At 67.7% G+C, this 16,270-nt stretch carries 20 protein-coding genes; 4 read left to right on the top strand and 16 right to left on the bottom strand.

Annotation, left to right across the window (positions count from 1 at the left end; all coding sequences use genetic code 11):
* Window positions 1-11 precede the first annotated feature (11 nt).
* Entirely contained in the window at window positions 12-695 is a 684-nt protein-coding gene (locus M8312_RS07615; protein ID WP_250117126.1) for a hypothetical protein, read from the top strand.
* On the opposite strand, the gene M8312_RS07610 is transcribed toward M8312_RS07615, so the two are convergent.
* Genes M8312_RS07610 through aroF form a run of 3 tightly spaced genes read right to left on the bottom strand, consistent with a single transcriptional unit; the run spans window position 583 to window position 3,670 of the window.
* Window positions 583-1,161 carry an anthranilate synthase component II gene (locus tag M8312_RS07610; protein WP_250117125.1) on the bottom strand — a complete coding sequence of 193 codons (579 nt, stop codon included), beginning with the start codon at window positions 1,159-1,161 and terminating at the stop codon, window positions 583-585. The genes M8312_RS07615 and M8312_RS07610 overlap by 113 nt on opposite strands.
* Window positions 1,158-2,660 carry an anthranilate synthase component 1 gene (locus M8312_RS07605; protein WP_250117124.1) on the bottom strand — a complete coding sequence of 501 codons (1,503 nt, stop codon included), beginning with the start codon at window positions 2,658-2,660 and terminating at the stop codon, window positions 1,158-1,160. The genes M8312_RS07610 and M8312_RS07605 overlap by 4 nt, the downstream gene beginning before the upstream one ends.
* A complete protein-coding gene (aroF, locus tag M8312_RS07600; RefSeq protein WP_250117123.1) occupies window positions 2,657-3,670 on the bottom strand; it encodes a 3-deoxy-7-phosphoheptulonate synthase in 1,014 nt (337 codons plus the stop codon). The genes M8312_RS07605 and aroF overlap by 4 nt, the downstream gene beginning before the upstream one ends.
* A 247-nt stretch (window positions 3,671-3,917) precedes the next feature.
* Here aroF and M8312_RS07595 point away from each other — a divergent pair, with 247 nt between their 5' ends.
* Window positions 3,918-4,097 carry a hypothetical protein gene (locus M8312_RS07595; protein ID WP_250117122.1) on the top strand — a complete coding sequence of 60 codons (180 nt, stop codon included), beginning with the start codon at window positions 3,918-3,920 and terminating at the stop codon, window positions 4,095-4,097.
* A gap of 46 nt (window positions 4,098-4,143) precedes the next feature.
* Here M8312_RS07595 and M8312_RS07590 read toward each other — a convergent pair whose 3' ends face one another.
* From M8312_RS07590 to M8312_RS07535, 12 genes are all read right to left on the bottom strand, one after another.
* Window positions 4,144-4,551: a UrcA family protein gene (locus M8312_RS07590; protein WP_250117121.1), complete on the bottom strand. Its 408-nt coding sequence runs from the start codon at window positions 4,549-4,551 to the stop codon at window positions 4,144-4,146.
* Window positions 4,552-4,844: 293 nt separating this feature from the next.
* Window positions 4,845-5,393, bottom strand: a complete 549-nt coding sequence (locus M8312_RS07585) for a hypothetical protein (RefSeq protein WP_250117120.1) — start codon at window positions 5,391-5,393, stop codon at window positions 4,845-4,847.
* A 129-nt stretch (window positions 5,394-5,522) separates the two neighbouring features.
* On the bottom strand, window positions 5,523-5,789 hold the full coding sequence (locus M8312_RS07580; protein WP_250117119.1) for a hypothetical protein: 267 nt from the start codon (window positions 5,787-5,789) through the stop codon (window positions 5,523-5,525).
* Between the two features lie 37 nt (window positions 5,790-5,826).
* A complete protein-coding gene (locus M8312_RS07575; RefSeq protein ID WP_284070161.1) occupies window positions 5,827-6,999 on the bottom strand; it encodes a BaiN/RdsA family NAD(P)/FAD-dependent oxidoreductase in 1,173 nt (390 codons plus the stop codon).
* 69 nt (window positions 7,000-7,068) lie between these two features.
* A complete protein-coding gene (gene rplA, locus M8312_RS07570) occupies window positions 7,069-7,764 on the bottom strand; it encodes a 50S ribosomal protein L1 (protein WP_250117118.1) in 696 nt (231 codons plus the stop codon).
* Between the two features lie 3 nt (window positions 7,765-7,767).
* Window positions 7,768-8,199 (bottom strand): 50S ribosomal protein L11, encoded by a 432-nt coding sequence (rplK, locus tag M8312_RS07565; protein WP_114228465.1) that lies wholly within the window; start codon window positions 8,197-8,199, stop codon window positions 7,768-7,770.
* A gap of 1,007 nt (window positions 8,200-9,206) precedes the next feature.
* On the bottom strand, window positions 9,207-9,635 hold the full coding sequence (locus M8312_RS07560) for a hypothetical protein (RefSeq protein ID WP_250117117.1): 429 nt from the start codon (window positions 9,633-9,635) through the stop codon (window positions 9,207-9,209).
* 116 nt (window positions 9,636-9,751) lie between these two features.
* Window positions 9,752-10,765 carry a sulfotransferase family protein gene (locus tag M8312_RS07555; RefSeq protein WP_250117116.1) on the bottom strand — a complete coding sequence of 338 codons (1,014 nt, stop codon included), beginning with the start codon at window positions 10,763-10,765 and terminating at the stop codon, window positions 9,752-9,754.
* Window positions 10,766-10,768: 3 nt separating this feature from the next.
* Complete coding sequence (locus tag M8312_RS07550) at window positions 10,769-12,088, bottom strand: outer membrane protein assembly factor BamB family protein (protein WP_250117115.1); 1,320 nt, start codon at window positions 12,086-12,088, stop codon at window positions 10,769-10,771.
* 23 nt (window positions 12,089-12,111) lie between these two features.
* Window positions 12,112-12,813, bottom strand: coding sequence for a tetratricopeptide repeat protein (locus tag M8312_RS07545; protein ID WP_250117114.1), 702 nt, complete (start codon window positions 12,811-12,813; stop codon window positions 12,112-12,114).
* Window positions 12,814-12,945: 132 nt separating this feature from the next.
* Entirely contained in the window at window positions 12,946-13,815 is an 870-nt protein-coding gene (gene panB, locus M8312_RS07540) for a 3-methyl-2-oxobutanoate hydroxymethyltransferase (RefSeq protein ID WP_250117113.1), read from the bottom strand.
* 9 nt (window positions 13,816-13,824) lie between these two features.
* Window positions 13,825-14,289, bottom strand: a complete 465-nt coding sequence (locus M8312_RS07535) for a hypothetical protein (protein WP_250117112.1) — start codon at window positions 14,287-14,289, stop codon at window positions 13,825-13,827.
* Window positions 14,290-14,367: 78 nt separating this feature from the next.
* On the opposite strand from M8312_RS07535, the gene M8312_RS07530 reads away from it, so the two are divergent.
* Together M8312_RS07530 and M8312_RS07525 are read left to right on the top strand one after the other, a co-directional pair.
* A complete protein-coding gene (locus M8312_RS07530) occupies window positions 14,368-14,649 on the top strand; it encodes an usg protein (RefSeq protein WP_250117111.1) in 282 nt (93 codons plus the stop codon).
* Window positions 14,650-14,655: 6 nt separating this feature from the next.
* Window positions 14,656-14,898, top strand: coding sequence for a hypothetical protein (locus M8312_RS07525; RefSeq protein WP_250117110.1), 243 nt, complete (start codon window positions 14,656-14,658; stop codon window positions 14,896-14,898).
* Here the strand turns inward: M8312_RS07525 and M8312_RS07520 are convergent.
* The gene (locus M8312_RS07520) at window positions 14,895-16,265 is read right to left on the bottom strand and encodes a sensor histidine kinase (RefSeq protein WP_250117109.1); all 1,371 of its coding nucleotides are present in this window, start codon (window positions 16,263-16,265) and stop codon (window positions 14,895-14,897) included. The two genes, M8312_RS07525 and M8312_RS07520, sit on opposite strands and share 4 nt — an antisense overlap.
* Window positions 16,266-16,270 lie beyond the last annotated feature (5 nt).

Below are 16,270 nucleotides of genomic sequence, written 5' to 3'. Positions count from 1 at the left end.
GAGGAGTTGAGATGGCAGGCTATCGCGGCGACGGTTATGGCCAATATGGCGATCATGGCGACGACGATTTCCGCTTCGGCGACGAGCGCGGCCGCGACGATCGCGAGAAGCAGCGCGGCAGGGAGCCTGAGCATGGGCAGGAGCGCGGATTCTTCCGCGACGAGCGCCGTGACGAGCCCGAGCATGGAGCAGCCCATGGCAACCTGATGGGCCGGGCCGAGCAGCGCGTGCGGGAATGGACCGAGGGCGGCCACTTCGATCAAGGCCGGCCGGGACAGGACCCGCGGGCGAGGCGGGCGGCCGGTGATTGGGACCGTCATTTCGGCCGCGAGGGTTATGAGGGCAGCTACGCCCAGCATCAGCACGACGAGCCCTACCGCAGCTTCAGGCAGAAGCATCTGGACGAGATGGATCGCGACTATGACGCGTGGCGGCAGGACCGGCAGCAGGAGTTCCAGCGCGACTTCGACAGCTGGCGTTCGCAGCGGCGGCAGGGCTCAACGATGAGCCAGCAGCAGCCCGACGAGATGCCTGCACTGGAGCTGAGCGACGCCGCCCATGCGACCTCGCTCGGAACGCCCGTTACGGCCGAGCAGCCAGGCGTAGCAGGTTCGCAAGCATCGCGTCGCCGTGGGTCGTCAGGATCGACTCCGGGTGGAACTGCAAGCCCCACTGACGAGCCTCGGGATCGCTGAAGGCCATGGCCATTCCGTCGACCTGTCCGTGCACGGTGAAGCGCGCGGGCAGGTCACGGGTGCAAAGCGAATGGTAACGCCCGATCCGTAAGGAATCGGGTAGCCCCTCGAACGGGCCGGCGCCGTCATGGTCGAGCACGGTCGCCTTGCCATGGACCGGGTCGGCCGCTCGCTCGACCCGGCCGCCCGCCTGCTCCACGACGGCCTGGTGGCCAAGGCAGATGCCGATCACGGGCACGCGGCCCAGCGCGAGGGCGATCAGCTCGAGGCAGCAGCCCGCCTCCCTGGGCGCGCCCGGCCCGGGCGAGAGCATGATGGCGGCACCCGTCCGCTCCGCTTCCGCCACCGCATCCGCCGCCGCGATGCTGTTGCGGAGAACCCGGACCTTGCTTCCCAGCCGCTGCAGGCTTTCCACCAGGTTGAAGGTGAAGCTGTCGAGATTGTCGATCAGGAGAACAGGGGTCATGCGGCGCTCCTGAGGACGCCCAGAAGGGCCGACGCCTTGGCCCGGGTTTCGGCGGCCTCGGCCATGGGATCGCTGTCGTGGACGACGCCGGCGCCGGCGCGAACGTGGGCTGTGCCGTCGATGACCAAAGCTGTGCGGATCACCACGGCAGTGTCCATCACGCCGCCACCGTTCACCCAGCCGACCGCTCCGCCATAAGGGCCACGGCGAGTCTGCTCGAGCTCGCGCAGCAACTGCATGGCGCGGATCTTGGGCGCGCCGGTCAGCGTGCCGACATTGAGGCAGGCGGCGAGGGCGTCGAAGGCGTCGAGGCCGATGCGCAGCTTGCCGGTAACCGAGGACACGAGGTGCATGACGCGCGAATAGCGCTCGACGGTGAGCAGCTTCGCCACCCGGCGGGTGGCCGGGAGTGATACTCGGGCAACGTCGTTCCGCGCGAGATCGACCAGCATCATGTGCTCGGCGAGCTCCTTGGTGTCGAGCCGCATCTCGGCCTCGAGCCGGTCATCCTCGTCGGGGCTGGCGCCGCGCCTGCGGGTGCCGGCGATCGGCTTGACCTCGACGGTGAGGGCCCCGCCAGCGTCGGCGTCGCGGTAGAGGCGGACGCTGGTCTCGGGGCTGGCGCCGAGCAGCGTGAATTCCGCGCCACGAAGGTAGAAGCGATAGCTTGAAGGCTCGATCGTGCGAAGGCGGGCGTAGGCGGCGAGCGGGTCGGGGCAGGGTGCGGAGAAGGTCCGCGACGGGACGATCTGGTAGACCTCACCTGCCGCGATCGCTTCCTTGGCCCGCGCGACGATGGCGGCATAAGCGCTGTCGTCGAGGTCGGCGGCGACCGCTTCGACCGGCCTATTGGCCTGTCCAGCATTCGTCGCCGCACCCGAGGGCAGCGAAGTGCTGAGGTGCAGCATCTCCTCCAGGCGCCGAGCGGCGTCGTTGGATTGCCGCTCGTCGGCTCCAAAGGCAGCGCAGACCAGGCGGGCTGCCCCGGTCGGCTCGATCACCGCGAGGCCTTCCGGTACCCAGAAGAGATAGTCGGGAAAGCCCAGCGGGTCGGCGGCGGCAGGCGCGATGGCCTCACCGAAGCCGGCCTGGTCAAAGCTGCTGACCCCCAGCACCATAGCGCCGAATGGGTCGGCGGGGTGGCCCGCGGCGGCGAGCAGTGCGCGAAGGGCATGGAGCGGGGCGGGCGCGGCGAGCCGTTCCTCGGCGTCGTTGGTGGTCGGGACCGGATAGTCGAGCACCAAGGCCGGCGCGAAGGGCTGGCCTGCCCGCCGCGCAACCTCCGCCACCAGTGCCGCGCCATTAGCGGTGAGCGCCTCCAGCGTCACCCGGCCGTCGCGGGCCGTGACCCGAACGGCCGCTGCCGTCATGACGAGCGTGCGGCCATCATTGGCTTCGAACAGGCCGGTGTCTGGCCGCGTTCCGCCGGCGGTGGCGGCGACATAAAAGCCAAGCGGGTCAAGCCGCTCGCCAAGCCGCCGCTGAACCAGTCGGATCACAGGCTGCGCCCGACCGCCGCGGCCAGTGGCTTGAGGCGGCCCATGAGGATGGCGAACTGGTCGGGGTATAGCGACTGCGCGCCGTCGGACAGCGCCTTGGCGGGATCGCGATGAACCTCGATCAGCAGGCCGTCGGCACCGGCAGCGATTCCGGCCATTGCCATGGCGGGAACGAGCTCCCGCAGCCCCGTGCCGTGGCTGGGATCGACGATCACGGGCAGGTGGGTGCGCGCCTTGACGTAAGGCACGGCATTGAGGTCGAGCGTGTTGCGGGTGGCGGTCTCAAAGGTGCGGATACCGCGTTCGCACAGGATCACCTGATCGTTCCCGGCGCTGAGCAGATATTCGGCGGCCAGCAACCACTCCTGGATGGTGGCGGAGAGACCGCGCTTGAGCACCACCGGGCGGCGGGTCTGGCCGACCGCGCGGAGCAGCGCGAAGTTCTGCATATTGCGCGCGCCGATCTGCAGCGCGTCGGCCTGGGCGGCGACCGCGTCGAGGTCGGCGGTGTCCATGACTTCGGTGACGACCGGCATTCCAAGCTCGTCACCGACCTCGCGCAGGATGGACAGGCCGGCGGGTCCGTGGCCCGAGAAACCATAAGGACTGGTGCGCGGCTTGTAGGCGCCGGCGCGAAGCAGGGTCGCGCCTGCCTTCTTGGCGGCCAGCGCGCTGTCGTAAAGCTGGTCGCGATCCTCTACCGCGCAGGGGCCGGCGATCACCGCCAGGCGATCTCCGCCGACCGGAACGCCGCCGACGTCGACGACCGTATCGTGCGGGTGAAGCTCCCGGCTGACGAGCTTGTAGGGAGCGAGGATTTCCTTGACGCTTTCGACCGCCGGATCGCTGTCGAGCGCCAGTTCGGCAAGGACGCGTTCGTCGCCGAGGGCGCCGAGCACGACACGTTCGCTGCCCGGCATATGCAGCGGCTTGAGGCCGGCGCCTTGAATACGATCGAGCAGTCGCTGGGCGCTGTCGGCGGGGGCGTCGGGCTTGAGAACGATGATCATGGTGTGGGGATTTCCTGCGAGGGGATGAGGAACTCGGCAGGCACAAAAAAACCCGCCGGAGCGGCGGGTCGGATGAACTCGTCTGGTGGAAAAACGAGTCTAGGCCGGCACGCCGCAATGGGAATGCCAGCGCCACCAACGACGGGTCGGAAGAACTGCGTGGGTCATCGGCGCCACTCTTAGTCGGCACGTGGAAGGCGTCAAGCGGGCCTTTGCAACAGGGTGGGTCGAAAGGCGTTCGCTCCAGATGATTCTGTCCCCTGAATATCGCGCGAGGCGTCACCACCAGGACGCTCGCGACAGCCTCAAGCTCGCGATGAAGGCTCGCGACGAGCGGGCTCTGGCCCTGCTGATCGACACGGCGATCGAAAGCCGCCGTCAGGAGGAGCGTGCCCGGCGCGAAGTCGAGGAGCGAGCCGCGCATTGAAGCGGGAGCGGCGCCGCAAGTTGGCGTCGCTCCCGCGTGATGGAGCTCATTGAGCGCCAAAACGGATGGTGGTGTTGAGCGCCAGCGCCCGATCCTGCGCGGTGGCATTGCCGCTGGCGAGGCGTTCCGCGCGAGCGACAACCGCTGCGATCTGCGGCTTGGCGTCGTCCCAGGCGGCGTTCTGGCACTGCGTGTAGCGCGAAGTATCGGTGCCCTCGTAGGACGGCGCGCAGACCGTGCGGACGGCGGACGCGACGCGGCGGTTCAGTGTCTTCTGCCCAGCGCGATGAACGAGGTCGAGGTCGGCAAAGCTGACCCGCGCGACCGGCACGTCATTCTCCATCTGGGCGACGACCGTCACGTCCTTGGCGGCGGCAGGGCCAGCGGCGAGCAGCACGCCACATCCGGCGGTGAGAACGGCGGCGGCGCCGAACAGCAGCTTGGTCTTGAACATGGCAACACTCCTTGTTTCGATCCCCCGGCAGGAGTGGGGTGAGAAGCGTTGTACGGCGCCGTAAGCACCTTTTCCCGTCGAGCTCGGCGGGGAACGCCCACCATCGGCGGAGCGGCGAATGGGCGGTGCTGGCACGACCGATGTGCGCGGCACTTCGACGAACGGAGGCCAGCCGACGAACGGACGGTGGGCGCAGGCAAAGCGACGACGAATGGCCAGAATGGGGCTGGCCCATGCAAAAACTCCCCCGCGGCGGGCGCCGCGGGGGAGCAAAATCACGTGGGTTGAACGGCTTAGAAGCTGGAGGTTCCGCCACCGCCGGTCGACATTTCGTCGTGACGCTGGCCACCGCCGGTCGGGCTCTGGCCGAACTGGCTCATCGACTGGTCCTCGCCTTGGGCGCTGACCGATTGGCCTGACGTGTAGGCGCTGCCGCCTTCGCGGTCGTTGTTGCTGCCCATGCGCTGCATGGAATCGCTGCTCATGCCGGACTGACCGCTGCTGCTGCCCATCGATGAGGAGGAACTGCCGCCCGAGCCGAACTGGCTGAACGCGCTTCCGCTGCTGGAGCCGCCGCCCTGGCCACCTTCGCTCCCGCTCATGGTGCTTTGCAGGCGCTGCTTGGCCTGGTCGGCAAGCTGGCGCTGCATCTGCTGCGCCTGTTGGAAGAACTCGCGGAGCTGCGGATCGCTGTTCGCGTCGCCGAGGAACTTCTGGCAAAGGTCGGCGCCCTTAAGGGCGTGGTAGAGGACCGACACCACGTCATAGGTGCTGTCGCGGGTTCCGCTGCTCTCACTGCTGCCGCCGCCGCTGCTGCTCATGCTGCTGCTGTTCTGATCCATGGAATTACTCCTCCTTTGGACGTCCGCGCTCGGGGGACGGCGCGGTCAGGGTTGTTAACGTCCAGGGCGACCAGAAAGGTGCTCTGTTCGCCGCGCCGATCAGAGAAATCGGCGCGGCGAAACAAGAGTTTACTGCCCGTTCAGGGGCAGGCTGTCGCGGCGGCCGGGGTCATCGGCATTAAGCTCTTCGATCCGGTCGCTTTCGAGGTCCGCGCCGGCGGCTGCTCCGGCGGCATCGCCCTGCGCCTCGACTTCATGTGCGGCGAGTTCGGCGTTGATCGAGTCGAAGGCGGTGCCGGCCAGTTCGCTGGGGCTGCTCAACGGGTGTTCGTCGCCAAACTCCTTGTCGTCCTCAAGGTCGGCGGTCTGGTCAACGGGCGGGTCGCGGTCGGTCATTGCTGGTCTCCTTCGCCGGCCTGAACGCACGAACCCGTTAAAGGGCCTGCGCCGCCGCGTAACCGCTCGCCCACGCCCACTGGAAATTGTAGCCGCCGAGCCAGCCGGTGACGTCCACTGCCTCGCCGATCGCGAACAGGCCGGGGACGGTGCGCGCTTCCATGGTCTTTTGCGACAGCTCGGCCGTGCTGATTCCGCCGGCGGCCACCTCGGCCTTGGCATAGCCTTCGGAACCGTTGGGCATGAAAGTCCAGTCGGCGAGCCGCTGTTCGGCCGTCTCAAGCGCCTTGTCCGCAAGGTTGGCGAGCTCACCGTCAAGGGCGAGGCGCTCGGCCAGCGTCTCGGCGAGGCGGGCGGGGAGCTGCTGGTTGAGGAGGGTGGAAACGCGGCTGCGTGGCCGCTCGCGCTTGGCCTCGCGGAGCCACCCCTTTGTGGCCTGCGGCAGGAAGTCGATGGCGACGGCCTGGCCGCGCCGCCAGTAGCTGGATACCTGGAGGATGGCGGGACCGCTCATGCCGCGATGGGTGAAGAGCGCGGCTTCGCGGAAGGCCGCACCGCCACAGCGCGCCTCCACGGGGGCGGCGACGCCGGACAGGGTGCGGAACAGCGCGTCATCGCCGCTGAGGGTCAGGGGAACGAGCGCGGGGCGCGGCTCGACCACCTTGAGGCGGAACTGGCGGGCGAGGTCGTAGGCGAAACCGGTGGCGCCAAGCTTGGGAATGGAGGGGCCGCCGGTGGCGATCACCAGCGCGGGAGCGGTTAGCGTGCACTCACCGGCGGTGACCCGGAAATGGCCGTCGGCATGAGCGACGTCACGAATGGGAGCGCCGAAGCGGAAGATCACGTCGCCCTTGGCGCACTCGTCCATCAGCATGGCGACGATCTGCCGGGCCGAGCCGTCGCAGAACAGCTGGCCGAGCGTCTTCTCGTGCCAGGCAATGCCGTGCGCCTCGACCAAGGCAAGGAAATCCTGGGCGGTGTAGCGGCTGAGCGCCGAGCGGGCGAAGTGGGGATTGGCGGAGAGGTAGCGGTCGGGCGCCGCGCCGAGGTTGGTAAAGTTGCACCGGCCGCCGCCGGAGATGAGGATCTTGCGGCCCGGCTCGTCATTATGGTCGATCACCGCGACCCGGCGGCCGCGCTGGGCTGCGACGCTCGCGCACATCAGCCCGGCACCGCCGGCGCCAAGGATGATGGCGTCAAATTCGCTCACGGCAGCATCCTACAGAAAAGGCCGAGGCGTTGCCGCCCCGGCCTTCGCTGTTTCGTTCGGGGTATTGCCTCAGGCAACGCCCTCGTCGAGCTGCACCTTGATGCCCGGGCCCATGGTCGAGCTGAGCGCCGCCTTCTGGAGGTACTTGCCCTTGGCGCCCGCCGGCTTGGCGCGCTGGATGGCGTCGACGAACGCGTCGAAGTTGGCGCGCAGGTCAGCGGCGTCGAACGAGCACTTGCCGATGCCGGCGTGGATGATTCCCGCCTTCTCGACGCGGAACTCGATCTGGCCGGCCTTGGCGTCGGTGACCGCCTTGGTGACGTCCATGGTGACGGTGCCGAGCTTCGGGTTGGGCATCAGGCCCTTGGGGCCCAGCACCTTACCGAGACGGCCGACGACGCCCATCATGTCCGGGGTCGCGATCACGCGATCGAAGTCGATCTGGCCGCCCTGGATGGTCTCCATCAGGTCCTCGGCCCCAACCACGTCGGCGCCGGCCGCGGTGGCTTCCTCGGCCTTGGCGCCCTTGGCGAACACCGCCACGCGGACGGTCTTGCCGGTGCCCTTGGGCAGGTTGACGACGCCGCGGACCATCTGGTCGGCGTGGCGCGGATCAACGCCCAGGTTCAGCGCGACCTCGAGGGTCTCGTCGAACTTCGAGGTGGCGAGGCTCTTGGCGAGGCTGATCGCCTCGTCGACACCGTACAGCTTCTCACGGTCGACCTGACCGACGCTGTTCTTCTGCTTCTTGGTCTGCTTGGCCACTGCTTAGCCCTCCACAACCTGGAGGCCCATGGCGCGCGCCGAGCCTTCGATGATCTTGGTCGCGGCCTCAATGTCGTTGGCATTGAGGTCCTTCATCTTCGTCTCGGCGATCTGCGACAGAGCCGAGCGCTTGATGGTGCCCGCGCTGACCTTGCCCGGCTCCTTCGAGCCCGACTTCAGACCGGCGGCCTTCTTGATGAGGAAGCTCGCGGGCGGGCTCTTGGTCGCGAAGGAGAAGGAGCGGTCCGCATAGACGGTGATCACCGTCGGAATCGGCATGCCCTTTTCCATCTCCTGCGTCGACGCGTTGAACGCCTTGCAGAATTCCATGATGTTCACGCCGCGCTGACCCAGGGCTGGGCCGATCGGCGGGGAGGGATTGGCGGCGCCGGCCGGCACCTGCAGCTTGATATAGCCGGTAATTTTCTTGGCCATGTCACTCTCGTTTCAAGTTGAGCGGTCCAGACGGATGCACGAGGCATCCTCCCGCAGGCTGTTCCAGTGCTTTCTGGAGTGGCGGGCCCTTAGCGGAGGAGGGCCGCTGGGGCAAGAGCGCTGCCCGCCAGCAATCGTCCGACGTCGCGGGGCGACAAGTTGCCAAGTTTCCCTACTTCGGGGGTGAAGAGGAAGGTTCGGTGGACCGAAGTTTCCATGTTTCCCTGGTGAGGGTAGTGCCGGCGTCTTCTGTTCACCACGCCTGCCAGCAGCCATATTGGGTTCGTTGGTCAAAGACGCGACAGCCCGCATCCGCAGTCCAGCAGGCGTTATCCTATTGTGCAAGAGTGCGGGCGAATGTCTGCAATGGGTGGAAAGCGGACATTGCGTAGCGTAGTGGCCGGCTCATGTGGCAGGTTCTAGTTACCGGCGCTCTCGCTCTTACCACGGCAGCAAGCGAGCAGCCGCGCAGTGATCGTGCGATGCCGCGCTTTGCTCTTCTCGAAGAAGGCGGCGGGTTGGGTATCGAAAGCCATAACTCCACCTCGTTCCTCTCAAGCGGAGTAGGGGCAAATGCCCACTGGTTTGCCGAGACCTACGACGAGGAAAGCGATCGGTGCGGTCGTCAAAGCGCAGGTAAGTGCGAGGCGACGACCTTGAAGTTTCATCGATACATCGACGGGAACGACTGCCCGGCACTTCGAAGTGAGATGAGCCAGCTTCCGCAGGTCAGGTCGCAGGAGCGCAACGCTTCGCACCCAATCGTGTCCGACACGCCGCTGTTGTCCCTGATTACATACGAGGGAGAGGGCATGCGAACGGAGCGCCTTGCCGAGTATATCGGGCCACTGGCGAGCTGGTGGCGCAAAGCTCAAGGTCGCCTAACCTCATGCTGGACCGACACTCGGCCTCCGCCCCTCTAATGTCCGCAATGGGTCGAAAGCGGACGTTGGGCTCACACAAGCAGTAGCGACCCGGCACGCTTGGCGCCGGGCCGCCGCTTTTCCTTATTGTCCGGCCATGCGCAGATAGTCGGCTGCGGTCACCGGGCCGATGACGAACGTGTCGGTGTGGTAAGCCATAAATTTGCGCAGCTCGAGCGAGGCGGCGGGGCCGGTTGGCAGGCCCATCCGCTTGGCCGCGGCGTCGACAGCGGCATCCTGCGCTGGCGTGGTGACCGGGTCGATCGCCAGATAATCCCAGCTGTCGCCGTCCGTGTGCGCGTACAGCTTGCCGGTCGGGACGCCCGCGGCCTGCGCCGCGCGGTCCTGTGCGGCGAAATACTTCAGCATGGCGATCTGCTGTCCCGGCGCTGCCCGGTAGAGGGCGACGCGAGCCTTGGGCGGTTCCGGTGCGCCGGCCTGCGCATAGACGACGGTGCCGGACGCAAGCGCGCCCACGGCCGCTGCAACAGCCAGTTTGATGATCTGCTTCATATGGGTCCCCATTGGCTTGGCGTTGACGCTCACCAGGGAATGTACGTCGCGCGATCCCGAAGGCCCCCAGCGCGAGTGCAAGGGCTGGGCTCAAGCGCGCGGCGAGTCAAATGACATCAGGCCCGCCGAGGCTTAGCCTCGCCGGCGGGTTCCACGGCCAGCCAGTGCGAGAGGTCGCGGCCGATCAGGCGGCCGAGCTTGGCGGTGTCGGCGGCGAACGCCTCGTGCAGCTGCTGGCGAAGGGCGTGGTCGAGGTGGGGTTTGGAGGCCGGCACCTCGTTGAAGCGGATGAGCTGCTTGCGGGCGCGCATGATGGCGGTGACCGGCGCGGGGGTGGGCTTGGCCGAGCCCTTGGCAAGCTTCGCCCGGAAGCGGCGGCCGGCGAGGAGCCGCTTCGCCAGCGGCGGGCGCTGAAGGAGGCGCTGGAGCCAGTGCCAGCGGACCCCGGCAGCGGCGCGCATCGGCGGGAAGTCGGTGCGGCCGTCGTGGGGCAGGTCGAGGAAGTTCAGCATTCCGGCATAGACGTCGGCCGGGCGGCTGATGAGATCGTCGTGGACGACGACGTGGCAGCGTTCGCGGCCGACGACGTCGAAGAAATGCTCCACCGCATCCCCGAGCCTGCCGGCGATGTCGTAGCGCAGCATGCGGGGGTCGAGGCAGCTTGCCGGGATTCGGCGGCCGGCGGCTCGTTCGGGCACCAGCTGCCAGGCTTCGACGAAGCTGGTGGCGGTCTCGTCGCCCGTGACGAGGTAGCGCTGATGCAATGACGGGAGCATCGTCATCGGGTCGCGGACGGCGATGATGAACCTGGCGTCGGGCCAGAGCCGCAGCAGCGGCTTCAGCTTGTCGGCGCCGAACAGGTAGGACACCGAGCCTTCCATCAACAGCTCGGCATCGCGCCAGTCAGCGCCGAAGAAGCGGTCGAGATAGCCCTGCTCAACCGTTTCGCGCAGCTCGGCATCGCCGAGGCCGTCGAGGTCGAAGATCGTGAAGTAATGCGGTTCCTTCGGCGACGAGAAGGTCACCGCTGGATGCGTCATCAGGTAATTGGCGAGGCTGGTCGTGCCGCAGCGCGGCGCACCGACGATCGCGGCCAGTGGAGGCCATCGGCGGGCCGGCGTTGCGGTCATGACCTAGCGGTAGGCGTGCAGCCGGGCGCGATCATCGAGGATGTAGAGCGCATTGTTGGCGACCACCGGGGCCAGGTGAACACCGGCGCCGACGTTGACCTGTCCCAGCACCGCGCCATTGTCCGGATTGACGCTGACCAGCGCACCGGTCGAGCTGGCGAGCAGCAGGCGGCCACCGGCGGCGACCGGGCCGACATAGGTGATGACGCCCGACTTGCTCTTCTGCTTCACGTAGCCGGGCAGCTGGGTGATCCAGCGGATCTTGCCCGAGGCGCGCGCGATGGCGACGAGGCGGGCGTCGTCGGTCACCACGAACACCCAGTCACCGACCACGGCCGGAGTCGAGATGCCGGCGATGTTGAGTTCCCAGATGCGCTGGCCCGAGAGCAGGTCGATCGCGACCATCCGGCCGCCCTGGCCGACCGCGAAGACCTGGCCATTGTCGATCACCGGCGAGGCGTCGATGTCCGACAGGGTCGCGACCGAGGTGGAGATGGAGGTGCGGGCAAGCGCGTCCTGCCAGACGTTGCGGCCGTTCTCCGCCCGGTAGGCGTTGAGCTCACCCGAGCTGAAGCCCGCGACCACGGTCGACTGGGCGATGGCCGGAGCGCCGGTGCCGAACACGCCGGCGATCTCCAGGCTGGCCGGATTGGTCCAGTTGGTGGTGCCGTCCGATGCCTTGAGCGAGGTGATCTGGTTGTCCTGGCTCATGATGTAGACGTTGGTGCCGTCGAGCGAGGGGGCGCCGCGCAGCGGGCCGCCCATGCGGACGGTCCAGACGACCCCGCCATTGGTCGTGTCGAGCGCCGCGACATAGCCGAGGCCATTGGTCGCGAAGGCCCGGCCGCCGCCGACCGACACGCCGCCGCCGAACAGCGAGGCGGCGTTGCGCTTGTTGGTGCCGAACTGCGTCGCCCACAGCTGGCGGCCGCTGGCGGCGTCGAAGGCGCGCACGGTGGAGCTGGTGTCGATGGTGAAGACCTTGCCACCCTCGACCACCGGAGCCGCGGCGAGCCGCTCGTTCGGGCGGTCACCGCCGCCAACGCTGGCGGTCCAGGCGGGGCTGAAACTGGCGGGCAGCGCGACATGGCCAATGGCCTTGTTCGGCGTTCCGCCCGGCTGCGGCCAGTCGGTGTTGGTCGTGGCGCCGGGCAGCGAGAAGGGCGCCGAGGCGGTGGCAGGATCAACCGCGATGTCCGCGTCACGGGTGAGGACCGAGGTCCGCTCGCCCACCACGGGGGTTTTCTTGACCCGGCCCTTCAAGGGGTTGCAGCCGCCAAGCAGGGCGGCCGCGATCATCACCCCGACGATGCTCTTCTTCATGTGAATCACGATCCTTTGGAACCTTACTGGCCGCCGGCGAGCCCGGTCGCGGCGTCCACCCCCAGCGAACTGGCAAGCTGCTGCGCCCGCGAGCGAATGCCGCCCGGCACGTTGTTGTCCTCGGCGATGCGGGCGAACAGGCGCCCCGCTTCCGCCTTGCGATTGGCCTTGAGCAGGGCGGCGCCAGTCATTTCGCCGGCGGTTCCGAACCACGGGTTGCCGGGTTCGGTGAAGGGCTGCAGGCGGGCGATCACGTCCTCCGGCTTCATGCTGTCGAACTCGACCGCGGTCTGGCGGATGAGCGCAGCGTCGCGGACGGACTGCGGCTGGCCCTTGTCGGCGGCCACCGCCATGTAGGCGGCAAGCGCCTTGGCGCGGTCACCATTGCCCTGCGCCAGTGCGCCCTGCGTCATCTGCGCCAGAGCGGCGAACTCATCGTCACTCTGGTCCGCGATCGCCTGGAGCTTGTCCTGCACCGGCTTGCCGTTGCGGCCTCCGGCAACGTCGTTGAGGACGGCGAGCAGCTGCTCACTATGCTCGGCGGCCTGCTGACGCTTGTGCTCCTGCCACCAGAGGGTGGCGCCAGCGGCGACGATGAACAGGACCAGCGCCGCGATCAGCCAGCTGCCGTAGCGCTTGACGAAATTCTCGGCCTGGTCGCGACGAAGATTCTCGTCGACCTCGCGAATGAAGCTTTCGTGCGTTTCGCCGGGAGCCAGAGCCAAGGATGCGGACTTTCGAAGTGGTGATGACGCCTGCCTTGCCCCTTCACCCGATGGCGGATGAACAGAAGCTTGGCAGCACGCGCGTCTAGAAGCTTTTGCGCGCGAGGCAAAGAGCGGCGGACAAGCGGCGGCTCAGGCCTTGGGGCGATAGGTCTGATCGGCGGTGGGAAAGCTGCGGTTGCGGACTTCGCCGGCGTAGGTCTCGACCGCGGCCGAGATGCGGGCGGCAAGGTCGTCATAGCGCTTCACGAACCGCGGGGTCCGTTCGAACAGGCCAAGCATGTCCTCGGTAACCAGCACCTGGCCGTCGCACCTGGCGGAAGCGCCGATGCCGATGACGGGCGGCTCGACTGCCTGCGCGACCTCGGTGGCGATGTCCTCTAACACGCCCTCGACCACGATGGTGAAGGCGCCGGCCTGGGCAACGGCGCTGGCGTCGGCCTTGATCTTGGCGGCTTCCGCCTGATTGCGGCCGCGCGCGCCATAGCCGCCCAGCGCATTCACCGCCTGGGGGGTGAGGCCGACGTGACCGATGACGGGAATGCCGCGCTCGGTCAGGAATCGGATGGTGGGGGCAATGGCTTCGCCGCCCTCCAGCTTCACGGCTGCGCAGCCGGTCTCCTTCATGATCCGGGCGGCGCTGGCGAAGGCGGCTTCGGGCGACGCCTCGTAACTGCCGAACGGCATGTCGACGGCGACCAGCGCGTGCCAGCTGCCCCGCACAACGGCGGCGCCATGGGCGCACATCATGTCGAGCGTCACGGGCACGGTGGAGGGCAGGCCGTAGATCACCTGGCCGAGGCTGTCGCCAACCAGCAGCAGGTCGCAATGGGGATCGAGCAATTGCGCCATCCGCATGGTGTAGGCGGTCAGCATGACGATCGGCTCGGCGGTGGTGCCGTCGGCCTTGCGGCCCTTGAGCCCAGGAACGGTCATGCGCTTGCCCGGAACCGGCGACGGCGTGGCCCGGCTGGTGGCGGTGTCGAGGGTGTAGGTGCTCATGGCAGGCTCCTAGCGCAGCCAGGCGCGCTGGCGGCTATGCCGGGCGAACCAGAAGATGGTCCAGGTCAGGACCAGGATGACGCCCGGCACCAGGAGGACGTCGGACGACGCGGTCTCGCGGATCTGGCGAACGAGGATGAAGGCGGCGAACCACAAGGCGGTACCGGTCAGGCTGATCCCCAGCAGCGGCTCGGCCCAGCGGCGGCGGAGCAGCAGGCCGACGCTTCCTGCCAGCCCGGCCCACACGCCGATCGCGAAGGCCGCCGTCTGCCACCAGGGGGTGATGGCAAGCAGCTGCCTCTCGTCGAGCGACAGGCGGGCGGGGTCAGCGGTGACCTGGAGGACGTAGGTCCAGCAGCCCATCGCCATGACGAGAAACGACGCCACCGCGCCGGCATAATACCAGCGGGCCAGCGGCTCGGGACCGAAAGGTTCGTCGCGGTTCATTCCTGCCCTCTGGATTGAGAAGTTCACCTGCATAGTGGCGCAGCTTGACGTTGGGAACGCAATCGCAACCATATGCGTCGACAAGGAGAGCAACGGAGAGGAGCAATGCGCAAGGGCCTCGTCACCCCCGACCTTGAGCTTCAGCTGCAAGGCTATGGGCTGAGCCTCGTCGAAGTGCATTATTTCATGCCGGATCATCCGAGCCTGCTGCAGCTATTCTCCTTCCAGCAATATGACATCGCGCCCAAATATCCCGCGCTGAGCCACTTCCTCGATCACTGGCGGCGCGAGATCGAGGCGACCATCCATTCGATCCGGATGAACCATCAGGCGCTGGTGGGCGCGTCGGAGTGGCGCAACGTCGATACCGAGTGGCTGATCAACTGAGTCTTCGTGCCGTCACGAGTCCGGCACCGCAGCGCCATCCGCGCGGGTCATGGTGGCGGCATGGACAAGGACCTCGACTATCACCGCGAGCGAGCCAACCGCGAGCTGAACCTGGGGTTGGCCTGCAGCTCCATCCGGGTGGCGCGAGCGCACCTGCAGCTAAGTTCGCTGCACTTCCGAAAGATGCGGGAGATCGAGCTTCAGGCGGGGCCACGCCAAGCGGTCGAGCCGCCGCCCTTCGTGCTTTAGGCTGTCGCTTCGGCCGGCGGGTCCAGCGGGAGCTCCAGCTCCGCGCTTAGCCCCGGGCGATTGTCGCGCAGCACCAGCTCGCCGTCATGAAGGTGGGCGATCGCCTGCACCAGCGGTAGGCCAAGCCCGGCGCCCTGGCGCGAGCGGCTGGGATCGAGCCGGCCGAAGCGGCGGCGCGCCTCTTCACGGCGCTCGGCCGGGATGCCAGGCCCTCGGTCGGCGACGCCAAGCCGAAGCGTATCCTCGTCGGCGGCGATGAAGACGCGGATCTCTCCGCCCGAAGCGCCGTAATTAAGGGAATTCTCGATGAGGTTGCTGAGCGCCTGGGCAAGCAACTGGCGGTGACCGAAGACGGTGGCGGGATGGGCCGCGCTGCCGAAGGAGAGGGTGACGCCCTGCTCTTCCGCGACCGGTTCGTACATCTCGACCAGCTCGCGGCCGAGCTCGTCGGGGTCGAAGCGGGTGAACTGGCTTCGCGCGGTCCTCGATTCGGAGCGGCCGATTTCGAGCACGGTGGTGAGCACGCGCATCAGCGAGTCGGCCTGGGCGATGACGTTGCCGAGCAGCAGGTCGCGTTCCTGCTCGTCGGTGGCGCTGACCGCGGCGTCGGCGGCGGAGCGGAGGCGGCTGACCGGGGAGCGCAGGTCGTGCGCCAGGCTGTCGGTGAGCATCCGAAGCTCTTCCATCAGAGTGGCGATGCGGTCGAGCATCTGATTGATCTGACGCGACAGGCCGGCGAAGGCGTCCCCGCCCTTGGCCTGCACCGGCAGTCGGCGGGCGAAGTCGCCGGCGCCGAACGCGCTGGTGATCCCCACGATGTCGCGGACGCGACGCTCGACGAATTGCGCGAGAAGGCCGCCGGTCAGCAGCCCGAGCAGAACCGCGATGGCGAGGCCGATCAGCAATGACCGTTCGAGGATCTCTCGTACGGCCATCTCATCGCCGGTGAGGCGGCCGGTCAGCAGCCAGTGCTGCGGGTCGGCGCGGAAAAGACGAACGGAAGCTTCGCGGGCGACCGGATCGCCGTGCTTGCGGACCTTCGTGGTGAGGTAACCCTCGTGCAGCGGCTCCCGCCAGTCGGGCCGCGACTGAAGTGAGCCGACGAGCGGATTGCCGTTGTTGTCGACGATCGCGACCACCGCCTGCGGATCATTCTGCAGATCGGGGTCGAGCACGGCGTTGCGCAGAGCGGGGAGGCCACCGCTGCGATTGACGTCGGCAAGCGCCTCACCCTGCTCCTGCAGCTGGCGGTAGCGGTTGGACGACATCTCGTCGTGCGTGCGGAAGGTGATGAAGCCGATCACGGCAAGGTTGGACAGCAGCGCGAGAAGCCCCGCGAACAGGGCGATGCGCAGCGTGATCGGCACCCTTG

The sequence above is a fragment of the Sphingomonas sp. KRR8 genome (genome assembly GCF_023559245.1).
GTDB lineage: Bacteria > Pseudomonadota > Alphaproteobacteria > Sphingomonadales > Sphingomonadaceae > Sphingomicrobium.
This window is presented reverse-complemented; position numbering and strand designations above follow the sequence as displayed.

What these genes read in the sequence shown, in the direction of transcription:
- panB (WP_250117113.1), bottom strand. Translation starts at nt 13,815, where the DNA reads ATGAGCACCTACACCCTCGACACCGCCACCAGCCGGGCCACGCCGTCG.
- rplK (WP_114228465.1), bottom strand. Translation starts at nt 8,199, where the DNA reads ATGGCCAAGAAAATTACCGGCTATATCAAGCTGCAGGTGCCGGCCGGC.
- M8312_RS07595 (WP_250117122.1), top strand. Translation starts at nt 3,918, where the DNA reads ATGATTCTGTCCCCTGAATATCGCGCGAGGCGTCACCACCAGGACGCT.
- M8312_RS07615 (WP_250117126.1), top strand. Translation starts at nt 12, where the DNA reads ATGGCAGGCTATCGCGGCGACGGTTATGGCCAATATGGCGATCATGGC.
- M8312_RS07530 (WP_250117111.1), top strand. Translation starts at nt 14,368, where the DNA reads ATGCGCAAGGGCCTCGTCACCCCCGACCTTGAGCTTCAGCTGCAAGGC.
- M8312_RS07610 (WP_250117125.1), bottom strand. Translation starts at nt 1,161, where the DNA reads ATGACCCCTGTTCTCCTGATCGACAATCTCGACAGCTTCACCTTCAAC.
- M8312_RS07585 (WP_250117120.1), bottom strand. Translation starts at nt 5,393, where the DNA reads ATGGATCAGAACAGCAGCAGCATGAGCAGCAGCGGCGGCGGCAGCAGT.
- aroF (WP_250117123.1), bottom strand. Translation starts at nt 3,670, where the DNA reads ATGATCATCGTTCTCAAGCCCGACGCCCCCGCCGACAGCGCCCAGCGA.
- M8312_RS07550 (WP_250117115.1), bottom strand. Translation starts at nt 12,088, where the DNA reads ATGAAGAAGAGCATCGTCGGGGTGATGATCGCGGCCGCCCTGCTTGGC.
- M8312_RS07580 (WP_250117119.1), bottom strand. Translation starts at nt 5,789, where the DNA reads ATGACCGACCGCGACCCGCCCGTTGACCAGACCGCCGACCTTGAGGAC.
- M8312_RS07555 (WP_250117116.1), bottom strand. Translation starts at nt 10,765, where the DNA reads ATGACCGCAACGCCGGCCCGCCGATGGCCTCCACTGGCCGCGATCGTC.
- M8312_RS07560 (WP_250117117.1), bottom strand. Translation starts at nt 9,635, where the DNA reads ATGAAGCAGATCATCAAACTGGCTGTTGCAGCGGCCGTGGGCGCGCTT.
- M8312_RS07590 (WP_250117121.1), bottom strand. Translation starts at nt 4,551, where the DNA reads ATGTTCAAGACCAAGCTGCTGTTCGGCGCCGCCGCCGTTCTCACCGCC.